Annotated in this window: 16 protein-coding genes; 15 read left to right on the top strand and 1 reads right to left on the bottom strand. The window is 73.5% G+C overall.

Going from position 1 to position 19,961, the window contains the following annotated elements:
- Positions 1 to 112: 112 nt before the first annotated feature.
- The 11 genes from FB157_RS07795 to FB157_RS07745 all read left to right on the top strand — a co-directional run bounded on the left by FB157_RS07795 (position 113) and on the right by FB157_RS07745 (position 13,388).
- Positions 113 to 652: a (2Fe-2S)-binding protein gene (locus tag FB157_RS07795; protein ID WP_145877313.1), complete on the top strand. Its 540-nt coding sequence runs from the start codon at positions 113 to 115 to the stop codon at positions 650 to 652.
- The gene (locus FB157_RS07790) at positions 649 to 1,644 is read left to right on the top strand and encodes a xanthine dehydrogenase family protein subunit M (RefSeq protein WP_145877311.1); all 996 of its coding nucleotides are present in this window, start codon (positions 649 to 651) and stop codon (positions 1,642 to 1,644) included. Before FB157_RS07795 ends, FB157_RS07790 begins: the two co-directional genes overlap by 4 nt.
- A 37-nt stretch (positions 1,645 to 1,681) precedes the next feature.
- Entirely contained in the window at positions 1,682 to 3,991 is a 2,310-nt protein-coding gene (locus FB157_RS07785) for a xanthine dehydrogenase family protein molybdopterin-binding subunit (protein ID WP_261386201.1), read from the top strand.
- A gap of 37 nt (positions 3,992 to 4,028) precedes the next feature.
- Positions 4,029 to 6,404 (top strand): glycoside hydrolase family 65 protein, encoded by a 2,376-nt coding sequence (locus tag FB157_RS07780; protein WP_145877309.1) that lies wholly within the window; start codon positions 4,029 to 4,031, stop codon positions 6,402 to 6,404.
- A gap of 44 nt (positions 6,405 to 6,448) precedes the next feature.
- Positions 6,449 to 7,216: a LytTR family DNA-binding domain-containing protein gene (locus FB157_RS07775; protein ID WP_145877307.1), complete on the top strand. Its 768-nt coding sequence runs from the start codon at positions 6,449 to 6,451 to the stop codon at positions 7,214 to 7,216.
- Positions 7,217 to 7,329: 113 nt separating this feature from the next.
- The gene (locus FB157_RS07770) at positions 7,330 to 7,665 is read left to right on the top strand and encodes a hypothetical protein (protein WP_145877306.1); all 336 of its coding nucleotides are present in this window, start codon (positions 7,330 to 7,332) and stop codon (positions 7,663 to 7,665) included.
- The gene (locus tag FB157_RS07765; protein ID WP_145877303.1) at positions 7,662 to 9,407 is read left to right on the top strand and encodes a cation acetate symporter; all 1,746 of its coding nucleotides are present in this window, start codon (positions 7,662 to 7,664) and stop codon (positions 9,405 to 9,407) included. The genes FB157_RS07770 and FB157_RS07765 overlap by 4 nt, the downstream gene beginning before the upstream one ends.
- On the top strand, positions 9,404 to 10,612 hold the full coding sequence (locus FB157_RS07760) for a sensor histidine kinase (RefSeq protein WP_186581396.1): 1,209 nt from the start codon (positions 9,404 to 9,406) through the stop codon (positions 10,610 to 10,612). Before FB157_RS07765 ends, FB157_RS07760 begins: the two co-directional genes overlap by 4 nt.
- 81 nt (positions 10,613 to 10,693) lie before the next feature.
- Positions 10,694 to 11,263 (top strand): DUF6817 domain-containing protein, encoded by a 570-nt coding sequence (locus FB157_RS07755; RefSeq protein ID WP_145877900.1) that lies wholly within the window; start codon positions 10,694 to 10,696, stop codon positions 11,261 to 11,263.
- Positions 11,264 to 11,306: 43 nt separating this feature from the next.
- Entirely contained in the window at positions 11,307 to 12,065 is a 759-nt protein-coding gene (locus tag FB157_RS07750; RefSeq protein WP_145877301.1) for an IclR family transcriptional regulator, read from the top strand.
- Between the two features lie 126 nt (positions 12,066 to 12,191).
- Positions 12,192 to 13,388, top strand: a complete 1,197-nt coding sequence (locus tag FB157_RS07745) for a PP2C family protein-serine/threonine phosphatase (RefSeq protein ID WP_186581395.1) — start codon at positions 12,192 to 12,194, stop codon at positions 13,386 to 13,388.
- Here the strand turns inward: FB157_RS07745 and FB157_RS07740 are convergent.
- A complete protein-coding gene (locus FB157_RS07740) occupies positions 13,328 to 13,753 on the bottom strand; it encodes an ATP-binding protein (RefSeq protein ID WP_145877299.1) in 426 nt (141 codons plus the stop codon). The two genes, FB157_RS07745 and FB157_RS07740, sit on opposite strands and share 61 nt — an antisense overlap.
- A gap of 198 nt (positions 13,754 to 13,951) precedes the next feature.
- On the opposite strand from FB157_RS07740, the gene FB157_RS07735 reads away from it, so the two are divergent.
- The 4 genes from FB157_RS07735 to FB157_RS07720 all read left to right on the top strand — a co-directional run bounded on the left by FB157_RS07735 (position 13,952) and on the right by FB157_RS07720 (position 19,952).
- Complete coding sequence (locus tag FB157_RS07735; RefSeq protein ID WP_145877297.1) at positions 13,952 to 14,719, top strand: IclR family transcriptional regulator; 768 nt, start codon at positions 13,952 to 13,954, stop codon at positions 14,717 to 14,719.
- Between the two features lie 45 nt (positions 14,720 to 14,764).
- A complete protein-coding gene (gene glpK, locus FB157_RS07730) occupies positions 14,765 to 16,279 on the top strand; it encodes a glycerol kinase GlpK (protein WP_145877295.1) in 1,515 nt (504 codons plus the stop codon).
- A 398-nt stretch (positions 16,280 to 16,677) separates the two neighbouring features.
- Positions 16,678 to 17,118, top strand: coding sequence for a hypothetical protein (locus FB157_RS07725; RefSeq protein ID WP_145877293.1), 441 nt, complete (start codon positions 16,678 to 16,680; stop codon positions 17,116 to 17,118).
- The gene (locus FB157_RS07720) at positions 17,115 to 19,952 is read left to right on the top strand and encodes a tetratricopeptide repeat protein (protein WP_145877292.1); all 2,838 of its coding nucleotides are present in this window, start codon (positions 17,115 to 17,117) and stop codon (positions 19,950 to 19,952) included. The genes FB157_RS07725 and FB157_RS07720 overlap by 4 nt, the downstream gene beginning before the upstream one ends.
- Positions 19,953 to 19,961 lie beyond the last annotated feature (9 nt).

Below are 19,961 nucleotides of genomic sequence, written 5' to 3'. Positions count from 1 at the left end.
CCCTCGCCCCCTGCGGGTGGGGCGACCGGTGCGCGCCGGGACGTGTGAGGCGCCGCAGCCTGGTTACACGGTGGGCACGGCACCACGGCCCGCCCGGGAGGCCCACCCCGCCATGACCAGCGAAAACCAGCTCGGCCAGCACTCGGAGATCACCCTCCGCGTGAACGGGAAACCGCACACCCTCCTCGTCGACCACCGCCGGGTCCTGCTGGATCTGCTGCGCGAGGACCTCGATCTCACCGGGTCCAAGAAGGGCTGCGACCACGGTCAGTGCGGCGCCTGCACCGTCCTGGTCGACGGGCGCCGCCTGAACAGCTGCCTGGCGCTCGCCGTCACCCTCGACGGCAGCGAGATCGTGACCATCGAGGGGTTGGCCGCGGCCGGCGAAGCGCCGCACCCGCTCCAGCAGGCCTTCCTCGACCGTGACGCCTTCCAGTGCGGGTACTGCACCCCGGGACAGATCTGTTCCGCCGTCGGCCTGATCGCCGAGGCCGCGGCCGGCCACCCCTCCCACGTCACCGACCCCGAAGCCCCCTCCGGCAGGCCCGTCCCACTCGACCGGCCCGAGATCCGCGAGCGGCTCAGCGGCAACCTGTGCCGGTGCGGGGCCTACCCGCGCATCGTCGAGGCGGTCGAGGACGTGCTCCGGTGAAAGGCTTCGGATACCTCAGGCCCGGCAGTGTCGAGGAGGCCGCCGAGGCCTTCGCCGCCCACCCCGGCGCCCGCTACCTCGCCGGCGGCACCAACCTGGTCGATCTGATGAAACTCGGGGTGGAGAGCCCCACCTGCCTCATCGACATCGGCCGGCTGCCGCTGGACGCGGTCGAGGAGCTGCCGGACGGTGCCCTGCGCGTCGGCGCGACCGTCCGCAACAGCGACCTCGCCGCCCACCCGCTCGTCCGCGACCGCTACCCGGTGCTGTCCCAGGCGCTCCTGGCGGGTGCCTCCGGCCAGCTGCGCAACGCGGCCACGACCGGCGGCAACCTGCTCCAGCGCACCCGCTGCCCCTACTTCCAGGACCTGGACAAACCCTGCAACAAGCGCGAGCCGGGCAGTGGCTGCGGCGCCCGTGACGGCGTCCACCGCGACCACGCCGTGCTCGGCCACTCCCCGCACTGCATCGCCACCAACCCGTCCGACATGGCCGTGGCGCTGACCGCGCTGGACGCCCGCGTCGAGCTGTACGGCACAGAGGGCAGCCGCGTCATCCCGGTCGCCGACTTCCACCGGCTGCCCGGTGCGCACCCGGAACGGGACACCGAGATCCGCCCCGGAGAACTGATCACCGGCGTGCTGCTGCCGGCCGCCCGAGCCGGCGTGCCCTCCGCCTACCGCAAGGCCCGCGACCGGGCGTCGTACGCCTTCGCCCTGGCCTCCGTGGCCGTCGTGCTCAGGGTCGCCGAGGGCGTCGTGGACCAGGTGGGACTCGCCTTCGGCGGCCTGGCCCACCGCCCCTGGCGGGCCCATCACGCCGAGACGGCCCTGCTGGGCGCCGCCGCGACCCCCGCGGCCTTCGAAGGCGCCGTGGCTCTCGAACTCGAGCGCGCCGAGCCCTTGCGCGACAACGCCTACAAGGTGCCGCTGGCCCACAACCTCGCCCTGGAGGTCCTGAACCGCCTCGCCCCTGCCCCCGTGGCGCCGTGAGGCCCCGGACCCGCCCCACCCCACTCCAGGAGGCCCGATGCCCCCCGTCGGCCCGCCCCACGAAGACCCACTGACCCGCGGTGGTCTGCCGGGGGACGACCCGCTGACCGGGACCGGGCGGCCACGGGACGACCCCATGGCCCGTACCGGCCTGCCGCGCGGCGACGCCACGGACGGCACCGTCCTGCCCCGCGAGGACCCGGTGGCGCGCCCCGCCCAGCCGCACGAGGAGCCGCCGCCCCGCGCCGGGACGGCGCTCGGCGCCCCCGCAGAGCGCCGGGAAGGCCGGCAGAAGGTCACCGGTGCCGCCCGTTACGCCGCCGAGCATCCGCTGCCCGGTCGTGTGCACGCCTGGCCCGTGCCGGCCGCGGTGGCGCGTGGCCGGGTCCGGGCCGTGGACGCGTCGGCTGCCCTCGCCCTGCCCGGTGTCCTGGCCGTCCTCACTCCCGGCGACGCACCCCGCCTCACCGAACCGGAGGACGCCACCCTCGCCGTGCTGCAGAACCCGGACGTGCCGCACCGGGGCTGGTGCGTGGCCCTGGCCGTCGCCGAGACGCCGGAGGCGGCCCGCGCCGCCGCCCGGGCCGTCCGGGTCACCTACGACATCCGGGGGCACGACGTCGACCTCCGGCCGGACCACCCGGACGCCTACGAACCCGAGGAGACGGACACGGGCCAGCCGGGCCAGGTCGAGCACGGCGACCCGGAAGGTGCCTTCGCGGCCGCCGACGTGCGTGTGGACGTCGAGTACCGGGTGCCGCCCCTGCACAACCACCCGATGGAGCCGCACGCGACCACCGCGGACTGGAACGGCGCGGGCGACCGGCTCATGGTGTACACCTCCAGCCAGGGCGGTACGGCTGTACGTACCGTGCTCGCAGAGCTGTTCGAGCTGCCCGAGGACCGGATCACGGTCGTCGCCGAGCACGTGGGCGGCGGCTTCGGCTCCAAGGGCACCCCGCGCCCCGACGTCGTCCTCGCCGTCATGGCCGCACGCCGCACCGGCCGTCCCGTCACCCTGGCCTACCCCCGCCGGTACCTGCCCACCACCGTCGGCCACCGCGCCCCCACCCGGAACCGGCTGCGCCTCGGCGCGACGGCGGACGGCCGCCTCACCGCGCTGCTGCACGAGGTCACCACGTACACCTCCCACGTCAGGGACTTCGTGGAGCTGGCCGCGATCCCCGCCCGCGTCATGTACGCCACCCCGCATCTGCGCAGCTCCCACCGGGTGGTGCCGCTGGACGTCCCCGGCCCGTCCTGGATGCGCGCACCCGGCGAGGCCCCCGGCACGTACGCCCTGGAGTCGGCCGTGGACGAGCTCGCCGACGCGCTCGGCATGGACCCGCTGGAACTGCGCATCCGCAACGAACCCGACCGCGAGCCGGACAGCGGCAAACCCTTCAGCAGCAGGCATCTGGTCGAGTGCCTGCGGGAGGGCGCCCGCCGCTTCGACTGGGAGCACCGGGATCCGCGGCCCCGCTCCCGCGCCGAGGGCCCGCTGCTCCTCGGCACCGGCGTGGCCGCGGCGGCCTACCCCGTCCTGCTCTTCCCGTCCAGCGCCGCCGCGCAGGCCCTGCCCGACGGCACCTTCGTCGTCCGGGTGAACGCGGCCGACATCGGCACCGGAGCCCGTACCGTCCTTGCACAGGTCGCCGCCGAGGCGCTCGGCGTCACCCTCGACCGGGTACGCACCGAGGTGGGCCGCAGCGACCTGCCCCCGGCCCCCGTGGCCGGCGGCTCCTCCGGCACCGCCTCCTGGGGCTGGGCCGTGCACGAGGCGTGCGCCGCCCTCGCGTCCCGCCTCACCGCGCACACCGGCCCGCTGCCCGCCGAGGGCCTCACGACTCGCGCCGACACCGCCGGCCGGGCCGACGCCGACAGCCCCTACGCGCGGTACGCGTTCGGCGCCCATTTCGCCGAGGTAGCCGTGGACACCGTCACCGGCGAGATCCGGGTCCGCCGTCTGCTCGGCGTCTACGCCGCCGGACGGATCCTCAACGCCCGTACCGCACGCTCCCAGTTCGTCGGCGGCATGACCATGGGCCTGGGCATGGCCCTGACCGAGGGCAGCACGATGGACAGCCCGTTCGGCGACTTCCCCGAGGCCGACCTCGCCTCCTACCACGTGCCCGCCCATGCCGACGTCCCCGACATCGAGGCAGACTGGATCGAGGAGGACGACACCCAGCTCAATCCCATGGGCAGCAAGGGCATCGGCGAGATCGGCATCGTCGGTACCGCCGCCGCCCTCGGCAACGCCGTCCACCACGCCACCGGGGTCCGCTTCCGCGAACTGCCCCTCACCCCGGACCGGATCCTCACCGGCCTGCTGTCCGAGCGGTGACCGGTCCGACACCCACACACGAAGGGGGACCGCTTCGGTGACGGGTCTGCTGTGGGAGTACGACGGCTACGACCCCGCGGAGGAACGCCTGCGGGAGTCCCTGTGCACGCTCGGCAACGGCTACTTCGCCACCCGTGGGGCGCTGCCCGAGTGCGTCGCGGACGCGGTGCACTACCCCGGCACCTACGCGGCCGGCTGCTACAACCGGCTCACCTCCGAGGTCGCCGGGCGCCGCGTCCAGAACGAGGACATGGTCAACCTGCCCAACTGGCTGCCGCTCCGCTTCCGCCCCGCCGGGGGCGACTGGCTCACCCCCGACACCACCCCGGTCGCCGAACACCAGTTGGTCCTGCACCTGGACCCGGGTGTACTGGAGCGCCGTACCCGCTACCGGCTCGGCGCCGACGGCACGCTCCTCGTCCGGCAGCTGCGCCTCGTCCACATGGCCGACCCGCACCTCGCCGCCCTGCGCACCGACCTCACCGTGGAGGGCCGCACCACCGAGCTGGACGTCGAGGCCGCGCTCGACGGAGGCGTCACCAACTCCGGCGTGGCCCGCTACCGGGACCTCGACGGCCGCCACCTCACCCACGTCGAGACGGGCAGCGCGGCAGCGCCCGGCACGATGTGGCTGCGCTGCCACACCCGTACCTCGGACGCCGCCGTCGGGCTCGCCTCGCGGCTGGTGGCCGACGTGCCGGTGTCGGACGCCCATGAGACGCAGCGGGCCGTGCAGCGCCTGTGGCTGTCCATGGAGCCCGGACGCACGGTCACCGTGGACAAGACCGTCGCCCTGCACACCTCCCACGACCCCGCCATCAGCGACCCGCTGTGCGCGGCCCTCGACCGGGTCGCCGACGCGCCGGGCTTCGACGAGCTGCTCACCTCGCACCTCACGGCCTGGGAGCAGCTGTGGCGGCGGTCCGAACTCGACGTTCCGGGAGATCCCGGCCGCATCCTGCGCCTGCACCTCTTCCACGTGCTGCAGACCCTCTCCCCGCACACGGCCGACCTCGACGTCGGCGTGCCCGCCCGCGGACTGCACGGCGAGGCGTACCGGGGGCACGTATTCTGGGACGAGCTGTTCGTCCTGCCCTACCTCAACCTCCATCTGCCCGAGGTCTCCCGCGCCCTGCTGCGTTACCGCCACCGCCGCCTGGACGCGGCCCGGCACGCGGCCCGCGAGGCCGGCCTGCGTGGTGCGCTGTACCCGTGGCAGAGCGGCAGCGACGGCCGCGAGGAGACCCAGGAGCTGCACCTCAACCCCCGCTCCGGGCGCTGGATGCCCGACCACACCCGGCTGCAGCGGCACGTCGGCTCGGCCGTGGCGTACAACGTGCTGCAGTACTGCGAGGCCAGCGGCGACCTGGACTTCCTGCACACCGACGGCGCCGAGACGCTCCTCGAGATCGCCCGCTTCTGGGCCGACTCGGCCGGCTACGACGAACACCTCGGCCGGCACCGCATCCGAGGCGTGCTCGGCCCCGACGAGTACCACGACGCCTACCCCGGCGCACCCGGGCCCGGTCTGGACGACAACGCGTACACCAACGTCACCGCCGCCTGGGTCCTCACCCGGACCCTGGACCTGCTGCGCAACCTGCCCGAGCCGCGCCGCCGCGAACTCGTCGAGCGCACCGGCCTGGAGGAGGACGAACTCGCCCGCTGGGAAGAGGTCTCCCGCACCCTCCACGTGCCCTTCCACGACGGTGTGATCAGCCAGTTCGACGGGTACGGCGACCTCGCCGAACTGGACTGGCACGGCTACCGCGAACGGTACGGCGACATCCGGCGCCTGGACCGGATCCTGGAGGCGGAGGGCGACACCGTCAACCGCTACAAGGCGTCCAAGCAGGCCGACGTCCTGATGCTCGGCTACCTGTTCTCACCGGACGAACTCCGCTCCCTCTTCTCCTGGCTGGGGCACCGCCTCGACGAGGACACCTGGACCGCGACGGTCGACCACTACCTGCACCGCACCACGCACGGCTCCACCCTCAGCGGTCTGGTGCACGGCTGGATCCTGGCCCGCGCCCGCCGCGCCGACGCCTGGTCCTTCGTCCAGGAGACGCTGCGCGGGGACATCGCCGACGTCCAGGGCGGCACCACCGGCGAGGGCATCCACCTCGGTGCCATGGCCGGGACCCTCGACCTCGTCCAGCGCTGCCTCACCGGCCTGGAGACCCGCGACGGCGAACTCCGGCTCGACCCCGTCCCGCTCCCGGAACTCTCCTCCTACGGCTTCTCGTTGCGCTACCAGGGCCACTGGGGCGTACGGCTGCGGCTGCGCTCCGGCCAGCTGGAGGCCGCCATGCCGAAGGCCTCGGGGCCCACGCCCATCGACATCCGGCTGCCGGACCGCGTGGTGCGCGTCGGTCCGGGGGAGAGGGTGCGCATGCGGCTGCCGGACTGACACTCTGGGCATTCGCAGGGAAGCGGAGACGAGGGGATGCGGAGATGCTGCGCGCACTCGCGGTGGACGACGAGGAACCCGCCCTGGAGGAGCTGCTGTACCTGCTGGACGGCGACCCGCGGATCGGCACCGTCCTGCCCGCCCTGGACGCCGCCGAGGCGCTGCGGCTGCTCGAACGCGCCAGGGAGGCCGGGCCGGACGGCGCCGAGGCCGTCGACGTCGTCTTCCTCGACATCAACATGCCCGGCCTCAGCGGTCTCGACCTGGCGGCCCTGCTCGGCGGCTTCGCCGCACCACCGCCGATCGTCTTCGTCACCGCCCACGAGGACTTCGCGCTCAGGGCGTTCGACCTCAAGGCCGTGGACTACCTCCTCAAGCCCCTGCGCAAGGAGCGCTTCGCGGAGGCCGTACGGCGCGTCGCCGAGCTGACCCGCGCCGTGCAGGGCCCGGCCGGCGCGTTCGGCGACCAGGTGCCCGTGGAGCTGGGCGGGGTGACACGCTTCGTCCCCATCGACGACATCACCTACGTCGAGGCGCAGGGCGACTACGCGCGCCTGCACACCCCGCGCGGCAGCCACCTGGTGCGGATCCCGCTGTCCGCGCTGGAGGAGCAGTGGCGCTCCCGCGGCTTCGTCCGCATCCACCGCAGCCGCCTGGTCGCCCTCGGCCGCATCGAGGAACTGCGCCTGGACGGCGGCAACCTGACCGTCCGCGTCGGCGACCGGATCCTCGCCGTGAGCCGCCGCAACGCCCGGGAACTGCGGGACCTGCTGGCGCGGCAGGCCCAGGGCGCGGTGGGCAGACCGCGGTGACCGCGGCCTGCCGTGGCGGGCGTGCGCGAACCTCGTCCGGCGTCTACCTCACCGATGGCGCGCTGCGTACACTCACCGCAACAAGGTGATCACCGCGGCGTCGGGAGTGCGTCATGGGTGCGGAGTCCGTCCCGCGCAGGGAAGTGGTCACCGGACGGCCCGCCGCCGACCGCGCCGCCCTGCCCCGCACCGCGGCCGCCCAGCCCGACGACGACCCGGCAGTAGGGCCGTTGATGCGCCGTCAGCTGCGGGCTGCGCTGACCGTCACCCTCCTGCTCGCGGCCCCACTGGGCCTGCTGCCCGTACTCCTGCGGATGCTCCCGCTCGCCGGCAACCGGCCGGGCGTCTGGCTCGTCCTGGGCGTGGCGCCGTATCCCGCCCTGCTGTGCGCCGGCGCCTGGTACGTCCGCCGTGCCGAGCGCAACGAGGGTGACGTGACCGCGCGTTGAACCAGACGTACTCGATCGCCGGCGTGACGGCCGTGGTCCTGGCCACGGTGCTCGTCGGCGCGCTGGGGCTGCGGATCTCCCGGACCACCTCGGACTTCTACGTCGCCTCGCGCAGCGTCCCGCCGCGGCTCAACGCGTTCGCCGTCGGCGGTGAGTATCTCTCCGCAGCCTCCTTCCTGGGCGTCGCCGGGCTGGTCCTCGCCCAGGGCGTCGACATGCTGTGGTTCCCGATCGGCTACACCGCCGGGTTCCTGGTCCTGCTGGCCTTCGTCGCCGCCCCGCTGCGTCGTTCCGGCGCCTACACCCTGCCGGACTTCGCCGAGGCACGGCTGGAGTCCCGGGCCGTCCGGCGGATCGCGAGCGTGCTCGTCGTCGGCGTCGGCTGGCTGTATCTGCTGCCGCAACTGCGCGGCGCCGGACTGACCCTGCGGCTGCTCACCGGCGCGCCCGGCTGGTTCGGCGGCCTGGTCGTCGCCGCCGTGGTCACCGTGGCGGTCGCCGCCGGAGGCATGCGCAGCATCACCTTCGTCCAGGCGTTCCAGTACTGGCTGAAACTCACCGCCCTCCTGGTGCCCGCCGTGTTCCTGCTGCTCGCCTGGCGCGCGGACCACACCCCGGCCCCGTCCTGGGACGAACGGCCCGTCTTCCGGCACTCCACCCCGGTGCGCTTCGACAGCCAGCTGACCCTCACCGTCCACGAGCCGGTACGGATCGCCGCGAGCGGAACCGTCGACGGACGGCACCTGGACGGCGGCCCGCTCACCCTCGACGCCGGCACCCACCGGATCGGCGCCGACACCACCCTGCGCTTCCCGTCCGGGGCCCGCGTGCCCCTGCCCCACGTCGGCCTCACCCAGACGGCCCCGTCGAGCTGGGCGAACCCGCTCTCGGCCGGCCGTGAACAGCACGGCCTGTACGCCACCTACGGGCTGATCCTCGCCACTTTCCTCGGCACCATGGGCCTGCCGCACGTCGTCGTGCGGTTCTACACCAACCCCGACGGCCGCGCCGCCCGCCGCACCACCGTCGTCGTGCTCGGTCTGCTCGGCGCCTTCTACCTGCTGATCCCGCTCTACGGCGTGCTCGGCCGCCTCTACGCGCCCGACCTGCTGCTCACCGGTGACACCGACGCGGCCGTCCTCGTGCTGCCGCAGCGGCTGATCGGCGGAGTGGGCGGCGACCTGCTCGGCGCCCTCGTCGCGGGCGGCGCCTGCGCGGCGTTCCTGTCCACCGTCTCCGGGCTCACCATGTCCGTCGCCGGCGTCCTCGCCCAGGACGTGCTGCCGACCCTCGGCATCCGGCACTTCCGGCTGGCGACACTGCCGGCGATCGCCGTACCGACCGCCGCGAACACCGTCGTCAGCGACCTGCCCGTGGCCGACGCGGTCGGCCTGGCCTTCGCCGTGTCCGCCTCCTCGTTCTGCCCGCTGCTCCTCCTCGGCATCTGGTGGCGCGGCCTCACCCCGCCCGGCGCCGTCGCCGGACTGCTCCTCGGCGGCGGCTCGGCGCTCACCGCGGTGACGGTGACGATCGCGGGCGGCGCCCGCTCCGGCCGGCTGCACACCCTGCTGGCCTGGCCCGCCGTCTGGTCGGTGCCGGTGGGGTTCGCGGCGATGGTGCTGATCTCCCTGGCCACCCGCGACCGCGTCCCCGCCGGCGCCGCCGCCACGATGGCCCGGCTCCATCTGCCCGAGACACTCACCGGCCGGCCCGCCCTGCTCGGCACCCGGGTGCGCCCGTGAGCGCACTCGGCACCGTCGCCCTGGCCCTCGCCGCGCTCGCCCTGTTCGTGCTGGGCGCCGCCCTCGGCCATGCCGGCGCCCGCCGGCAGCAGGAGAACCCGGCGGGTCCCGGCACCCCCGTCGAACGGGCCACCTTCCACACCCTGCACACCGCCTCGCTCGCCGCACCGCCCCTGCGCGCCGGCCTGACCCCGGACACCGCCCGCAAGGCGGCCCGGCGGCTGCGCCCGCTGCTCGGCACGGTCGCCCTGGCCCTGACCGACGAGGAGTCCGTGCTGGCCTGGGACGGCGTCGGCGACCACCACCGCGACGAGGCCGAGGCGCACCTCGCCCACGCCCTGCGCACCGGCCGTACCCAGACCTTCGCGCTGTCCTGCGACGACGACACCTGCCCCGTCCGCCGGGGGGTCGTGGCACCGCTCACCGTCGACGGCCGGACCCCCGGCACGCTCGCCGCGTTCGGCGATCAGGAGTCCGCCGTGATCGTCCGGGCTGCCGAGGAAGTGGCCCGCTGGGTCTCCGTCCAGCTCGAACTCGTCGACCTGGACCGGGCCCGCTCCGGTGTGATCGAGGCGGAGATCCGGGCCCTGCGCGCCCAGATCTCCCCGCACTTCATCTACAACTCCCTCGCGAGCATCGCCTCGTTCGTCCGTACCGACCCCGAGCGGGCCCGTGAACTCCTCCTGGAGTTCGCCGACTTCACCCGCTACTCCTTCCGCCGGGGAGGCGACTTCACGACCCTCGCGGAGGAGTTGCGCTCCATCGAGCAGTACCTCGAACTCGCCCGCGCCCGCTTCGGCAGACGCCTGGAGGTGACCCTGCGGATCGCCCCCGAGGTGTTGCCGGTCACGCTGCCCTTCCTCTGCCTGCAACCCCTCGTCGAGAACGCGCTCAAACACGGTCTGGAGGGGTCCGTCGAACGCAGTCGCATCACGATCACCGCGGAGGACGAGGGAACCGAGGCCCGGGTCGTCATCGAGGACAACGGCGTCGGCATGGAGCCGCAGCGCCTGCGCGAGATCCTGCACGGCAGGGGCGGCCCGTCCGCCGGCATCGGCCTGAGCAACGTGGACATGCGACTGCGCCAGGTGTACGGCGACGCGCACGGCCTGGTCATCGAGACCGGCGTCGGGGCCGGCACGAAGATCACCGTACGCGTCCCGAAGTTCCGGTCCGGCGTCCGTCCGGCCCACCCGTCGGCGTGAGTGCGAGGAGCCGACCCTGTTGCCATGGACGCGACAAACAGCCGGCGGCATGTCCTCGACGACCTGGGAGAGAAAGAGCGCATGGACACGAACACCGAGCCCGCTCACCCCGCCGCCGACCGTGCCGTGGCCCTCCTGCGCGAGCTGGGGGCGGAAGGCATGGCCCACCCCGGCGGCACCCTCCTCGCGCACCTGAGGCGCGTCCAGGACCGGCTCGCCCTGTGGCGGGCCCGCCCTGCCCTCCAGCTCGCCGGGCTCTGCCACGCGTTCTACGGCACCGACGGCTTTCCCACCGGGCTGCTCCCCGTGGACCGCCGTACGGACCTCGCGGCGCTGATCGGCACCGAGGCCGAGGAGATCGTCTACGTGTACGCCTCCTGCGACCGGAAGGCCACCTACCCCGACCTCGCCCGGCCCGGCGCCCCCGTCCACGACCGCTTCACCGGCCTCTCCCGGGTTCCGGAGCCGCAGCTGCGCCGGGACTTCGCCGAGCTGTCGGCCGCGAACGAACTCGACCTCGCCCGCATCGACCCCGCCTTCCGCGAGCAGTGGGGCCCCGGCCTCCTCGCCCTCTTCACCCGGCTCCAGGACCTGCTCAGTGCCGACGCCTGGCTCGACTGCCGTACGGTCCTGGCCGCGCCCGCGATGTGACCCCTGCTTGCCTGAGCCGGGGTACGCGACGCAGTCTGTTCCTATGGGCGCTCAGGACGGCCCGACGCTCATCACGTCCGTGCAGCGTGCCTTCCGGCTGCTGGAGGCGGTGAGCGCGCACGAGAACGGCGCGCCGGCGAAACAGCTGGCACGTGAGACCGGGCTGCCCCTGGCCACCGCCTACCACCTGCTGCGCACCCTGGTCCACGACGGGTACCTGCGCAAACTCGACGACGGTGTCTTCGTCCTGGGGGAGAAGCTGATGTCGCTGCACTCGGCGGGCAACACACAGGCGCTGCTCAGCCGTGTCCGGCCGACGCTCGCCGCGCTGCGGGACGAGCTGGCCGGCGCCGCCTACCTCACGTTCTACGAGGACGGCGAGATCAGGGTCGCCGATATCGTCGACGGCCCCCGTGCGCCCAGGGCGGAGCTGTGGGTGGGCTTCGAGGACGCCGCACACGCCACCGCGCTGGGCAAGTCCGTGCTGCGGGAACTGGACGAGGACGGCCGCCAGGAGTACCTGTCCCGGCACCACCTGCCCGATCTCACACCGCGGACCATCACCAGCCGTCCGGAACTGCTGCGCAGGCTCGACACCTCCCCCCTGGCACCGGCCGCCACGGACCTCGAGGAGTACGCACTCGGCACGGTGTGCGTAGCCGTGCCCGTGTACTCCGGGGACGTACTCGGCTCGCTCGGTGTCTCCCTGCCGGTGGAGCGGCACGCGCAGCTGCAGGAGATCCGGTCCCGGCTGCTCCTGATCGCGAGCCGTGTGACCAGGACTCTCTCGCTCACTATCTGAAAATCCACGCCTTGTGGCAGCCCTCACTCAACCAGTTTCCTGGATTAACCGGATATTCCGGTATAAGGACCCCGGATACGCGAGGACTGCGGACGAGACATGAGCCAGGTGCCACACCACTGGCCGATGAGGCTGTCGAGCGAGCGAGCGAGTGCCTGGGCAGACGCCCACCGGCGGGCCGCCGGGCCGGTCGCCGCCATTCTGCACGTGCTGCCGGTGCTGATCGTCGCCGTCGTCGTGGTCGCCGACCTCGCCGGCGGGGCGGGAATGATCTGCCTGCCGCTGCTGGTCGCCGGACCCGCGCTGGCCGCCACCACCAACGGGCCGCGTGGTGTGCTCTGCGTCGGTCTCCTGGCCGTGGTGCTGGGTGCGGTGCTGGGCAGCACGGGCGGGGTTCCCGTGCGCGAACTGGCGGCCGTCCTGTCCGCCCTGCTGGCCGTCACCACGGCGAGCGCCCTGGCCAGCGCGCTGCGCGGCCGCCGGGAACGCGTCCTCGCGGCCGTCCGTACGGTCGCGGAGGCCGCCCAGCACGCCCTCCTGCAGCCCGTCCCGGAGACCGTCGGCCCGTTCCGGACGGCCGTCCGCTACAGCGCCGCCGCGGCCGAGGCCCGGATAGGCGGGGATCTCTACGCGCTGGTGGACACCCCGCACGGGGTCAGGCTGATCGTCGGGGACGTACGCGGCAAGGGGCTGCCCGCGGTGGGGACCGCCGCACTGGTACTGGGCGTCTTCCGTGAGGCCGCCCACGACGAGCCCGACCTACTGGCCGTCGTCGACCGGATCGAGCGGAGCCTGGCGCGCAATCTCGGCCCCGACGACTTCGTCACCGCCGTGGTCGCCGGCTACCCCGGGACGGGGCAGCTGGAGGTCGTCAACTGCGGGCACGCGCCCCCGCTGATGATCTCCGCGTCCGGAGAGGTCGAGGCGGTGGAGACCAGTGATCCCGCTCCGCCGCTCGGGCTGCGCGCCCTGTCGGGTCAGGCCCCGCGCCTCCAGGTCATGCCCTTCGCCGACGGAGACCAGCTGCTGCTCTACACCGACGGGGTGACCGAGGCCCGGGACCATGCGCGCGAGTTCTACCCGCTGGCCGAAGGCGTGGCCCGGCATGCGTGCGACGAGCCGGCGCGGACGCTGACCGCGCTCCATGACGAACTGCTGGCCCACGTGGGCGGGCGGCTGCACGACGACGCCGCGCTGCTGCTGCTGCGCAAGGAGACCGTGGCCGAACCCGTCCCCGTGCGGTGCCGGCCGGAGGCCGGGCTTCAGGTCGCGACGAGGTCGGCCCAGCGGGTGACCCCGCCGGCGTGGACGCGTATGCCATGACGCGTCGCGAGGGCGTGCACGATCGTCTCGCCCCGGCCGTGCTCGTCCGGGTCGATCCCGGTGCGGGCCCGGCCGCCCAGCAGCGCGGGCCCGGTGTCGGTGACCTCGACACGCAGGGTGCAGCGCTCTTCGGACCGAATCCACGAGAGCCGCATCCTGGCCGGGGGCAGGGCGTGCACGATCGCGTTCGTGACCAGCTCGCACACCATCAGCAGAGCGTCGTCGACGATCTCCGAGGGCACGTCCCAGTCACCGAGGACGGCGCGCACACGGCGGCGTACGGCCGGGACGGCGCCGGTGACGGGAGGCAGCGGACACACGTGTTCGCACGCCTCACGCAGCAGCGTGTTGAGCTGAGCCGCCATGTTCACTCCTCGGGTGGTCCTGCCGGTCGTGCGCCGTTCCGTGGTCGCTTTTCCGGGCTTTGAAGCACGTTATGAAGACAAACCGGGCGGGTCAATGAACGGCGGTCGGCATTACCGAACGCTCCACGTCCCACCCGAAGCCAGGGCGCTCAACCCGCCCGTGAAGCGAAGCGCCCGTAGCGGTAATACGCTCGCTTCATGGCCGGCCCAGTCCAGTCGATCGAACGGGCGGCGGCGATCCTGCGGCTGCTGGCCGCCGGGCCCCGCCGGCTCGGGCTAGGCGAGGTGGCGGCCTCGCTCGGCCTGGCGAAGGGCACCGCCCACGGCATCCTGCGCACACTCCAGCACGTGGACTTCGTGGAACAGGACGCGGCGACCGGAAAGTACCAGCTCGGGGCCGCCCTGCTGCACCTCGGCACCAGCTACCTGGACGTCAACGAGCTGCGGTCGCGCTCCCTCAACTGGGCCGACGCCCTCGCCGCCCGCAGCGGTGAGTCGGTACGTCTCGGGACCCCGCTGGAGGGCCGGGTCCTCGTGGTCCACCACGTCTTCCGGCCGGACGACACCTTCCAGACCCTGGACGTGGGCTCACTGCTGCCCCTGCACGCCTCCTCGCTCGGCAAGGTACTGCTGGCCTACGGGGCGGCGTCCCTGGAGCCGGGACAGGAACTGCAGCTGGAGTCGTACACCCGGCACACCCTGGTCACTCCCGAGCAGCTGACCCGGGCGCTCGCCGAGGTCCGGGAGCTCGGCTGGGCCGCCGAGATCCAGGAGATGAGCATGGGCGAGGCGGGGCTCGCCGCGCCGATCCGGGGCCACGGCGGCCTCGTCGTCGGCGCCATCGGACTGTCCGGGCCCGTCGAGCGGATCTGCGACAGCCATGGCCACCCCCGTCCGAGTCAGATCACCCTGATCCGCGAGGCCTCGCGGGCGATCTCCAGAGACCTGGGGGCCACTCGCTGGTAGAGCCGGACCCGCCGCTCCCCGACCCGTCGGAAGGCAGACCCGATCATGGCTGAACGGTACGTAATGTCCGTCGATCAGGGGACCAACTCCACCCGATGCATTCTGTTCGACCACCGCGGACGGCTGGTGTCGGTCGCGCAGAGGGAGCACCAGCAGCACTTCCCGCGGCCCGGCTGGGTCGAGCACGACGCCGTCGAGATCTGGCACAACCTGCAGCGCGTCGTGCCCGAGGCCCTGTCCGGCGCCGGCCTCGACGCGGGACAGGTCGCCGCCATCGGCCTGGCCAACCAGCGGGAGACCACCGTGCTCTGGGACCGGCGCACCGGAGCCCCGCTGGGCCGGGCTCTCGTCTGGCAGGACATCCGCACGGCGCCGCTCGTCGAGGCCCTCGGACAACAGCCCGGAGAGGAGTTCTTCCTGGAACGGTGCGGTCTGCCGCCCTCCACCTACTTCTCGGCGCTGCGGATCCGCTGGTTGTTCGACCACGTCAAGGGCCTGGAACAGCGTGCGAAGGACGGTGAGGTGCTGTTCGGGACGATCGAGAGCTGGCTGATCTGGAACCTCACCGGCGGCGCCGACGGCGGCCTGCACATCACCGACCCCACCAACGCCAGCCGCACGATGCTGATGAACATCCGCAGCCTCACCTGGGACGAGGAACTCCTGGCCTTCTTCGGCGTACCCCACTCGATGCTGCCCGAGATCAGGTCCTCCGCCGAGACGTACGGCGACGCCCGCTGCCTGCTCCCGGGCGTGTCCATCACGGCCGCCCTCGGCGACCAGCAGGCCGCCCTCTTCGGCCAGACCTGCTTCTCCCCGGGCGAGGCGAAGTGCACCTACGGAACGGGCAGTTTCCTGCTGCTCAACACCGGCAACGACCTCGTGCGGTCCCGCAACGGACTCCTCAGCACCGTCGCCTACAAGGTCGGGGACGCCCCGCCCGTCTACGCCCTGGAGGGTTCGATAGCCGTCACCGGCGCACTGGTCCAGTGGTTCCGCGACCGCCTGGGCCTGATCAGCAGCGCCCCGGAGATCGAGACCCTCGCGCGCTCGGTCGAGGACAACGGCGGCTGCTACATCGTGCCCGCCTTCTCGGGTCTGTTCGCACCCCACTGGCGCAGCGACGCGCGCGGGGTCATCGTCGGCCTCACCTCGTACATCACCAAGGGACACCTGGCCCGAGCCGTCCTGGAGGCCACCGGATGGCAGACGCGAGAGGTCGTCGACGCCATGAACGCCGACTCCTCGGTCGCCCTCAAGCAGCTCAAGGTGGACGGCGGCATGACGGCCGACAATCTGCTCATGCAGTTCGTGGCCGACGTGCTCGACGTCCCCGTGGTTCGGCCCATGGTCGCCGAGACCGTCTCCCTCGGCGCCGCCTACGCGGCCGGTCTCGCCGCCGGCTACTGGTCGGACCTGGAGGTACTGCGCCGCAACTGGCACCGGGCCGGCCAGTGGCTGCCCGACATGGACCCCGAGGTGCGGCAGTGGGAGTACGAGAACTGGCAGCGGGCCGTGGAGCGGTCCCTGGGGTGGGTGAGACCGCCGCGGTCGCCCTGAGCGGGACCCGCTGCGTCAGGTCTTCGGTCCGGTCCCGGCGGCCGGGGTCGCCGATTCGGCGAGTGCCAGGGCGAACGCGGCGACCGCCGACTTGCCCAGGCGCGCGACCACCCCGCTCAGCTGTTCCTCCCAGCGGGGAAAGAACTCGTACGCGAGCAGGTGCCCCTCCCGGTGGGTGCCCCGGTTCGGGCCCAGCAGCGAGTCCGGTCCGGGCGCCGGGAAGACCGCGGCGCTCCGGAAGATCTCACGCTCCGCGCTGCCGGGCCCGAACCGGCTCTGGCCGAGTCACCGACCAGCATGCCCGCCACCACCGACAGTCCCGCCCCGGCGCCGGTCTTGATCGCCAGGATGGACAATAGGCGTACGGAACAAGGTTCTTGAGAGCGCAGGACGGGGGCATGATGCTGGAGGAACTGATTCTGGCCGGAGGCACGACGGTGGTCGGAGCCATGGCCACCGACTCCTGGACGGTCGCGCGGGGCGGGATCGCCAAGCTGTTCGGCCGCCGCGGGGAGGGCCGCCAGGCCGCCATCGAGGCCCAGTTGGACAACAACGCGGCCCTGGTCGTGCGTGCGGACGACGCCGAGCGGGTGCGGCAGAGCCTGCTGCCCGTGTGGCAGCTGGAGTTGGAGTCGCTGCTCGGCGAACACCCCGACGCCGCCGGCGAACTGCGGGAGCTGATCGACGAGATTCGCCGGCAGCTGCCCGAGACGCAGCGCGCATGGGTGCAGAACAACGTCGCGAAGGACGGCGGGCAGGTCTTCGCGGTGCAGGGCGGCAACGTCGTCGTGCACCAGGCTCCTCCTGGCCGGGGAGGCGACGGCGGAGAAGCCAGGTGACCGATGCCGTCCCGGGGCCCCGGCAGGTGGTCCGGGTCGAGGGCGGGTTCGGGTACGGCGTCATCGGCGCCGATCTGCACGTCTTCCCCGACCGGGGCCCGGTCTACCTGCTCTCCGAGCACCGGCCGGCCGCCGCCGCGGACCAGGACACCGCCTGGCTCACCGCCCAGCCCAGCCGCCTGCTCAACGCCCGTTTCCAGGCGGTCGACTTCACCGGGCGGGACCGGGAGCGGGCCGAGCTGGCCGCGTGGCGCGACGGCGACGGCCCGCGCGCCGCGGCCCTCTGGCTGCACGGCCCCGGCGGCCAGGGCAAGACCCGGCTCGCGGCCCGGTTCGCCGCCGACAGCGCCGCGGCGGGCTGGAAGGTCGTCACGGCCACCCACGGTTCCGGCGCCGTCCAGCCGCACCTGGGCAGCCAGGACCTGCGCCTCGACGGTGCCGCCGGGCTGCTGCTGGTCGTGGACTACGCCGACCGCTGGCCGCTCTCCCATCTGACCTGGCTGTTCAGCAACAAGCTGCTCGACCGGCAGCTGCCGACCCGGGTGCTGCTGCTCGCCCGGTCGGTCAGCTCCTGGCCGGCCGTGCGCGCCGCGCTGGACGACACCGGGACGGAGACCGGCGACCGCGCGCTGCCGCCGCTGGACGACCGGACCGGTGGACCCGGCGAGCGGCAGACCATGTTCACCGTCGCCCGGGACTGCTTCGCCGCCCGCTACGGTCTCACCGACCCGTCCGTCATCCCCGTGCCCGACTACCTGGACCGGCCGGAGTTCGGTCTGGTCCTCGCGCTGCACATGGCCGCCCTGGTGGCCGTCGACGCCCACACGCGGGGCAGCAGCCCCCCGCGGGACATGGCGGGCCTGTCCGCCTACCTGCTCGACCGGGAACACCGGCACTGGACCCGGCTCCACGAACTCCGGCTGGAGGGACTGGACTTCGAGACCCCGCCCAGCGCCATGAGCCAGGTGGTCTTCACCGCGGCGCTCACCGGCGCCGCCACGCACGCGGCCGGCACCGCGCTGCTGGGCGGTCTCGGTCTGGAGCGCCCCGGGCGGCTGCTCGCCGACCACACCACCTGTTACCCGCCGCAGGAGCCCGGCGCCGTCCTGGAACCGCTCTACCCCGACCGGCTCGCCGAGGACTTCCTCGCCCTGACCCTGCCCGGGCACCAGGTGACCGGCCGTCCCGCCGCTCCCTGGGCGGCGGACTTCGCCGGCGCGCTCGTCGCCCGCGACCCGGACGGATCGCCACCCGCGCACCTCGGCCGCGCCCTGACCTTCCTGGCCTCGGCGGCCGCGCCGCACCGCTGGCCGCACGCCGTCCGGCACCTGGAAACCCTGCTGCGCGCGGACCCGGCCCTGGCGGTCGACGCCGGCGGTGCCGCCCTGACCGCGCTCGCCGCCCTCGACCTCGCCCCCGCCGTCCTGGAAGCCGTCGACGCTCATCTGCCCAGCCGGGGTCAGCCTGACCTCGACGCCGGCATCGCCGCCTTCACCCGGCGCCTCACCGACCACCGGCTCGCCGCCACCGACGACCCCGCCGAACACGCCAGGCTGTACCAGAACCTCGGCTTCCGTATGCTGCGCGCGGGCCACCGGGACGACGCCGTGACCGTCACCGAGCAGGCGGTCGGCATCCTCCGGCGGCTGGCCGCCGCCGACAGCGGCGCCTACGAGCCGGCTCTGGCCACCGCCCTGGCCGAGCTGAGCGAGCGCGCCTTCGCGGCGGACCGTGCGGAGGCGAGCCGCCGGGCCGCCGAGGAGGCCGTCGGCATCTTCCGGCGGCTGACCGCCCTCGACGCCGCGCACGAACCCGGCCTCGCCCTCTCCCTGTCCCGTCTGGGGCAGGGCATGTCGGAGGCCCGCAAGCCCGAGGAGGGCCTCGCGGCGACCGAGCGGGCCATGGGCATCTTCCAGCGGCTGGCGGCCACCGACCCCGCGACGTACGAGCCGGGCCTCGCCGTCACGCTGGCGCACGCGGCCGTCTTCTCCTGGCGGTTGCGGCGCTGGCCGGAGGCCCTGGCCGCCGCCGAGCGCGCGGTGACCATCGTCCGGCGGCTGGCGGCCGCCGGACCCGCGGCACACGTGTCCGACCTCACCCGGTCGGTCGCGGTGGACGAGTCCGACCTGGCGGCGGCCGTGGCCAACCTGGGCTTCTTCCTGTGGGGCGCGCGCCGCCGGGACGAGGCGGTGACCGCCGTCCGGGAGGCGGTCGGGATCAGCCGGCGGCTGGCCGAGGCCAATCCCACCGCTCACGAGCCCGTGCTGGCCGGGTTCCTGTCCACCCTCGGCACCTACCTCTCGCTCAGCGGGCACGCGAAGGAGGCCCTGGCCGTCAGCGAGGAGGCCATGGACCGCTGCCTGCGGCTCACGGCGGAACGTCCCGCCGAGTTCGAGAAGCTGCTGCGCAAGGTGTCCGAGGAGCACGAGGCGGTCGGGAAGCGGCTGAGCGGCGAGGGAGACAGGACCTGGACGCTGGAGGAGCACTACGTGACCCTCCTCAACCAGGACGAGGTCTGGCAGGACGCGCAGGACCGCCGCCACCGTCTCGACGACATGGACCCCGGTTACTGCGGGAACGTGCTGCGCTTCCTGCTCCGCCGGGCCGACGTCGTCTTCGGGACGCTGGCCGACGGGCTCATCGTCTCCGCCGAGTCGCTCGGCCGGTGGGACGGCGAGGACGCCGCGGCGTGGCTCGCCCGGCAGCCGCTCGCGGTCGCGCTGCGCCGCCGCTCGGAGGGCAAGCCCGCCCGGGCGGAGACCTGCCACTGCGGATACGCCGTCCAGCCCGGCTGGAATCATGATCACTGCTATCCCGGCATCATCGTCGACTGAAGCCGAAGC

It is taken from the genome of Streptomyces sp. BK340, assembly GCF_007827595.1.
Lineage (GTDB): Bacteria > Actinomycetota > Actinomycetes > Streptomycetales > Streptomycetaceae > Streptomyces.
This window is presented reverse-complemented; position numbering and strand designations above follow the sequence as displayed.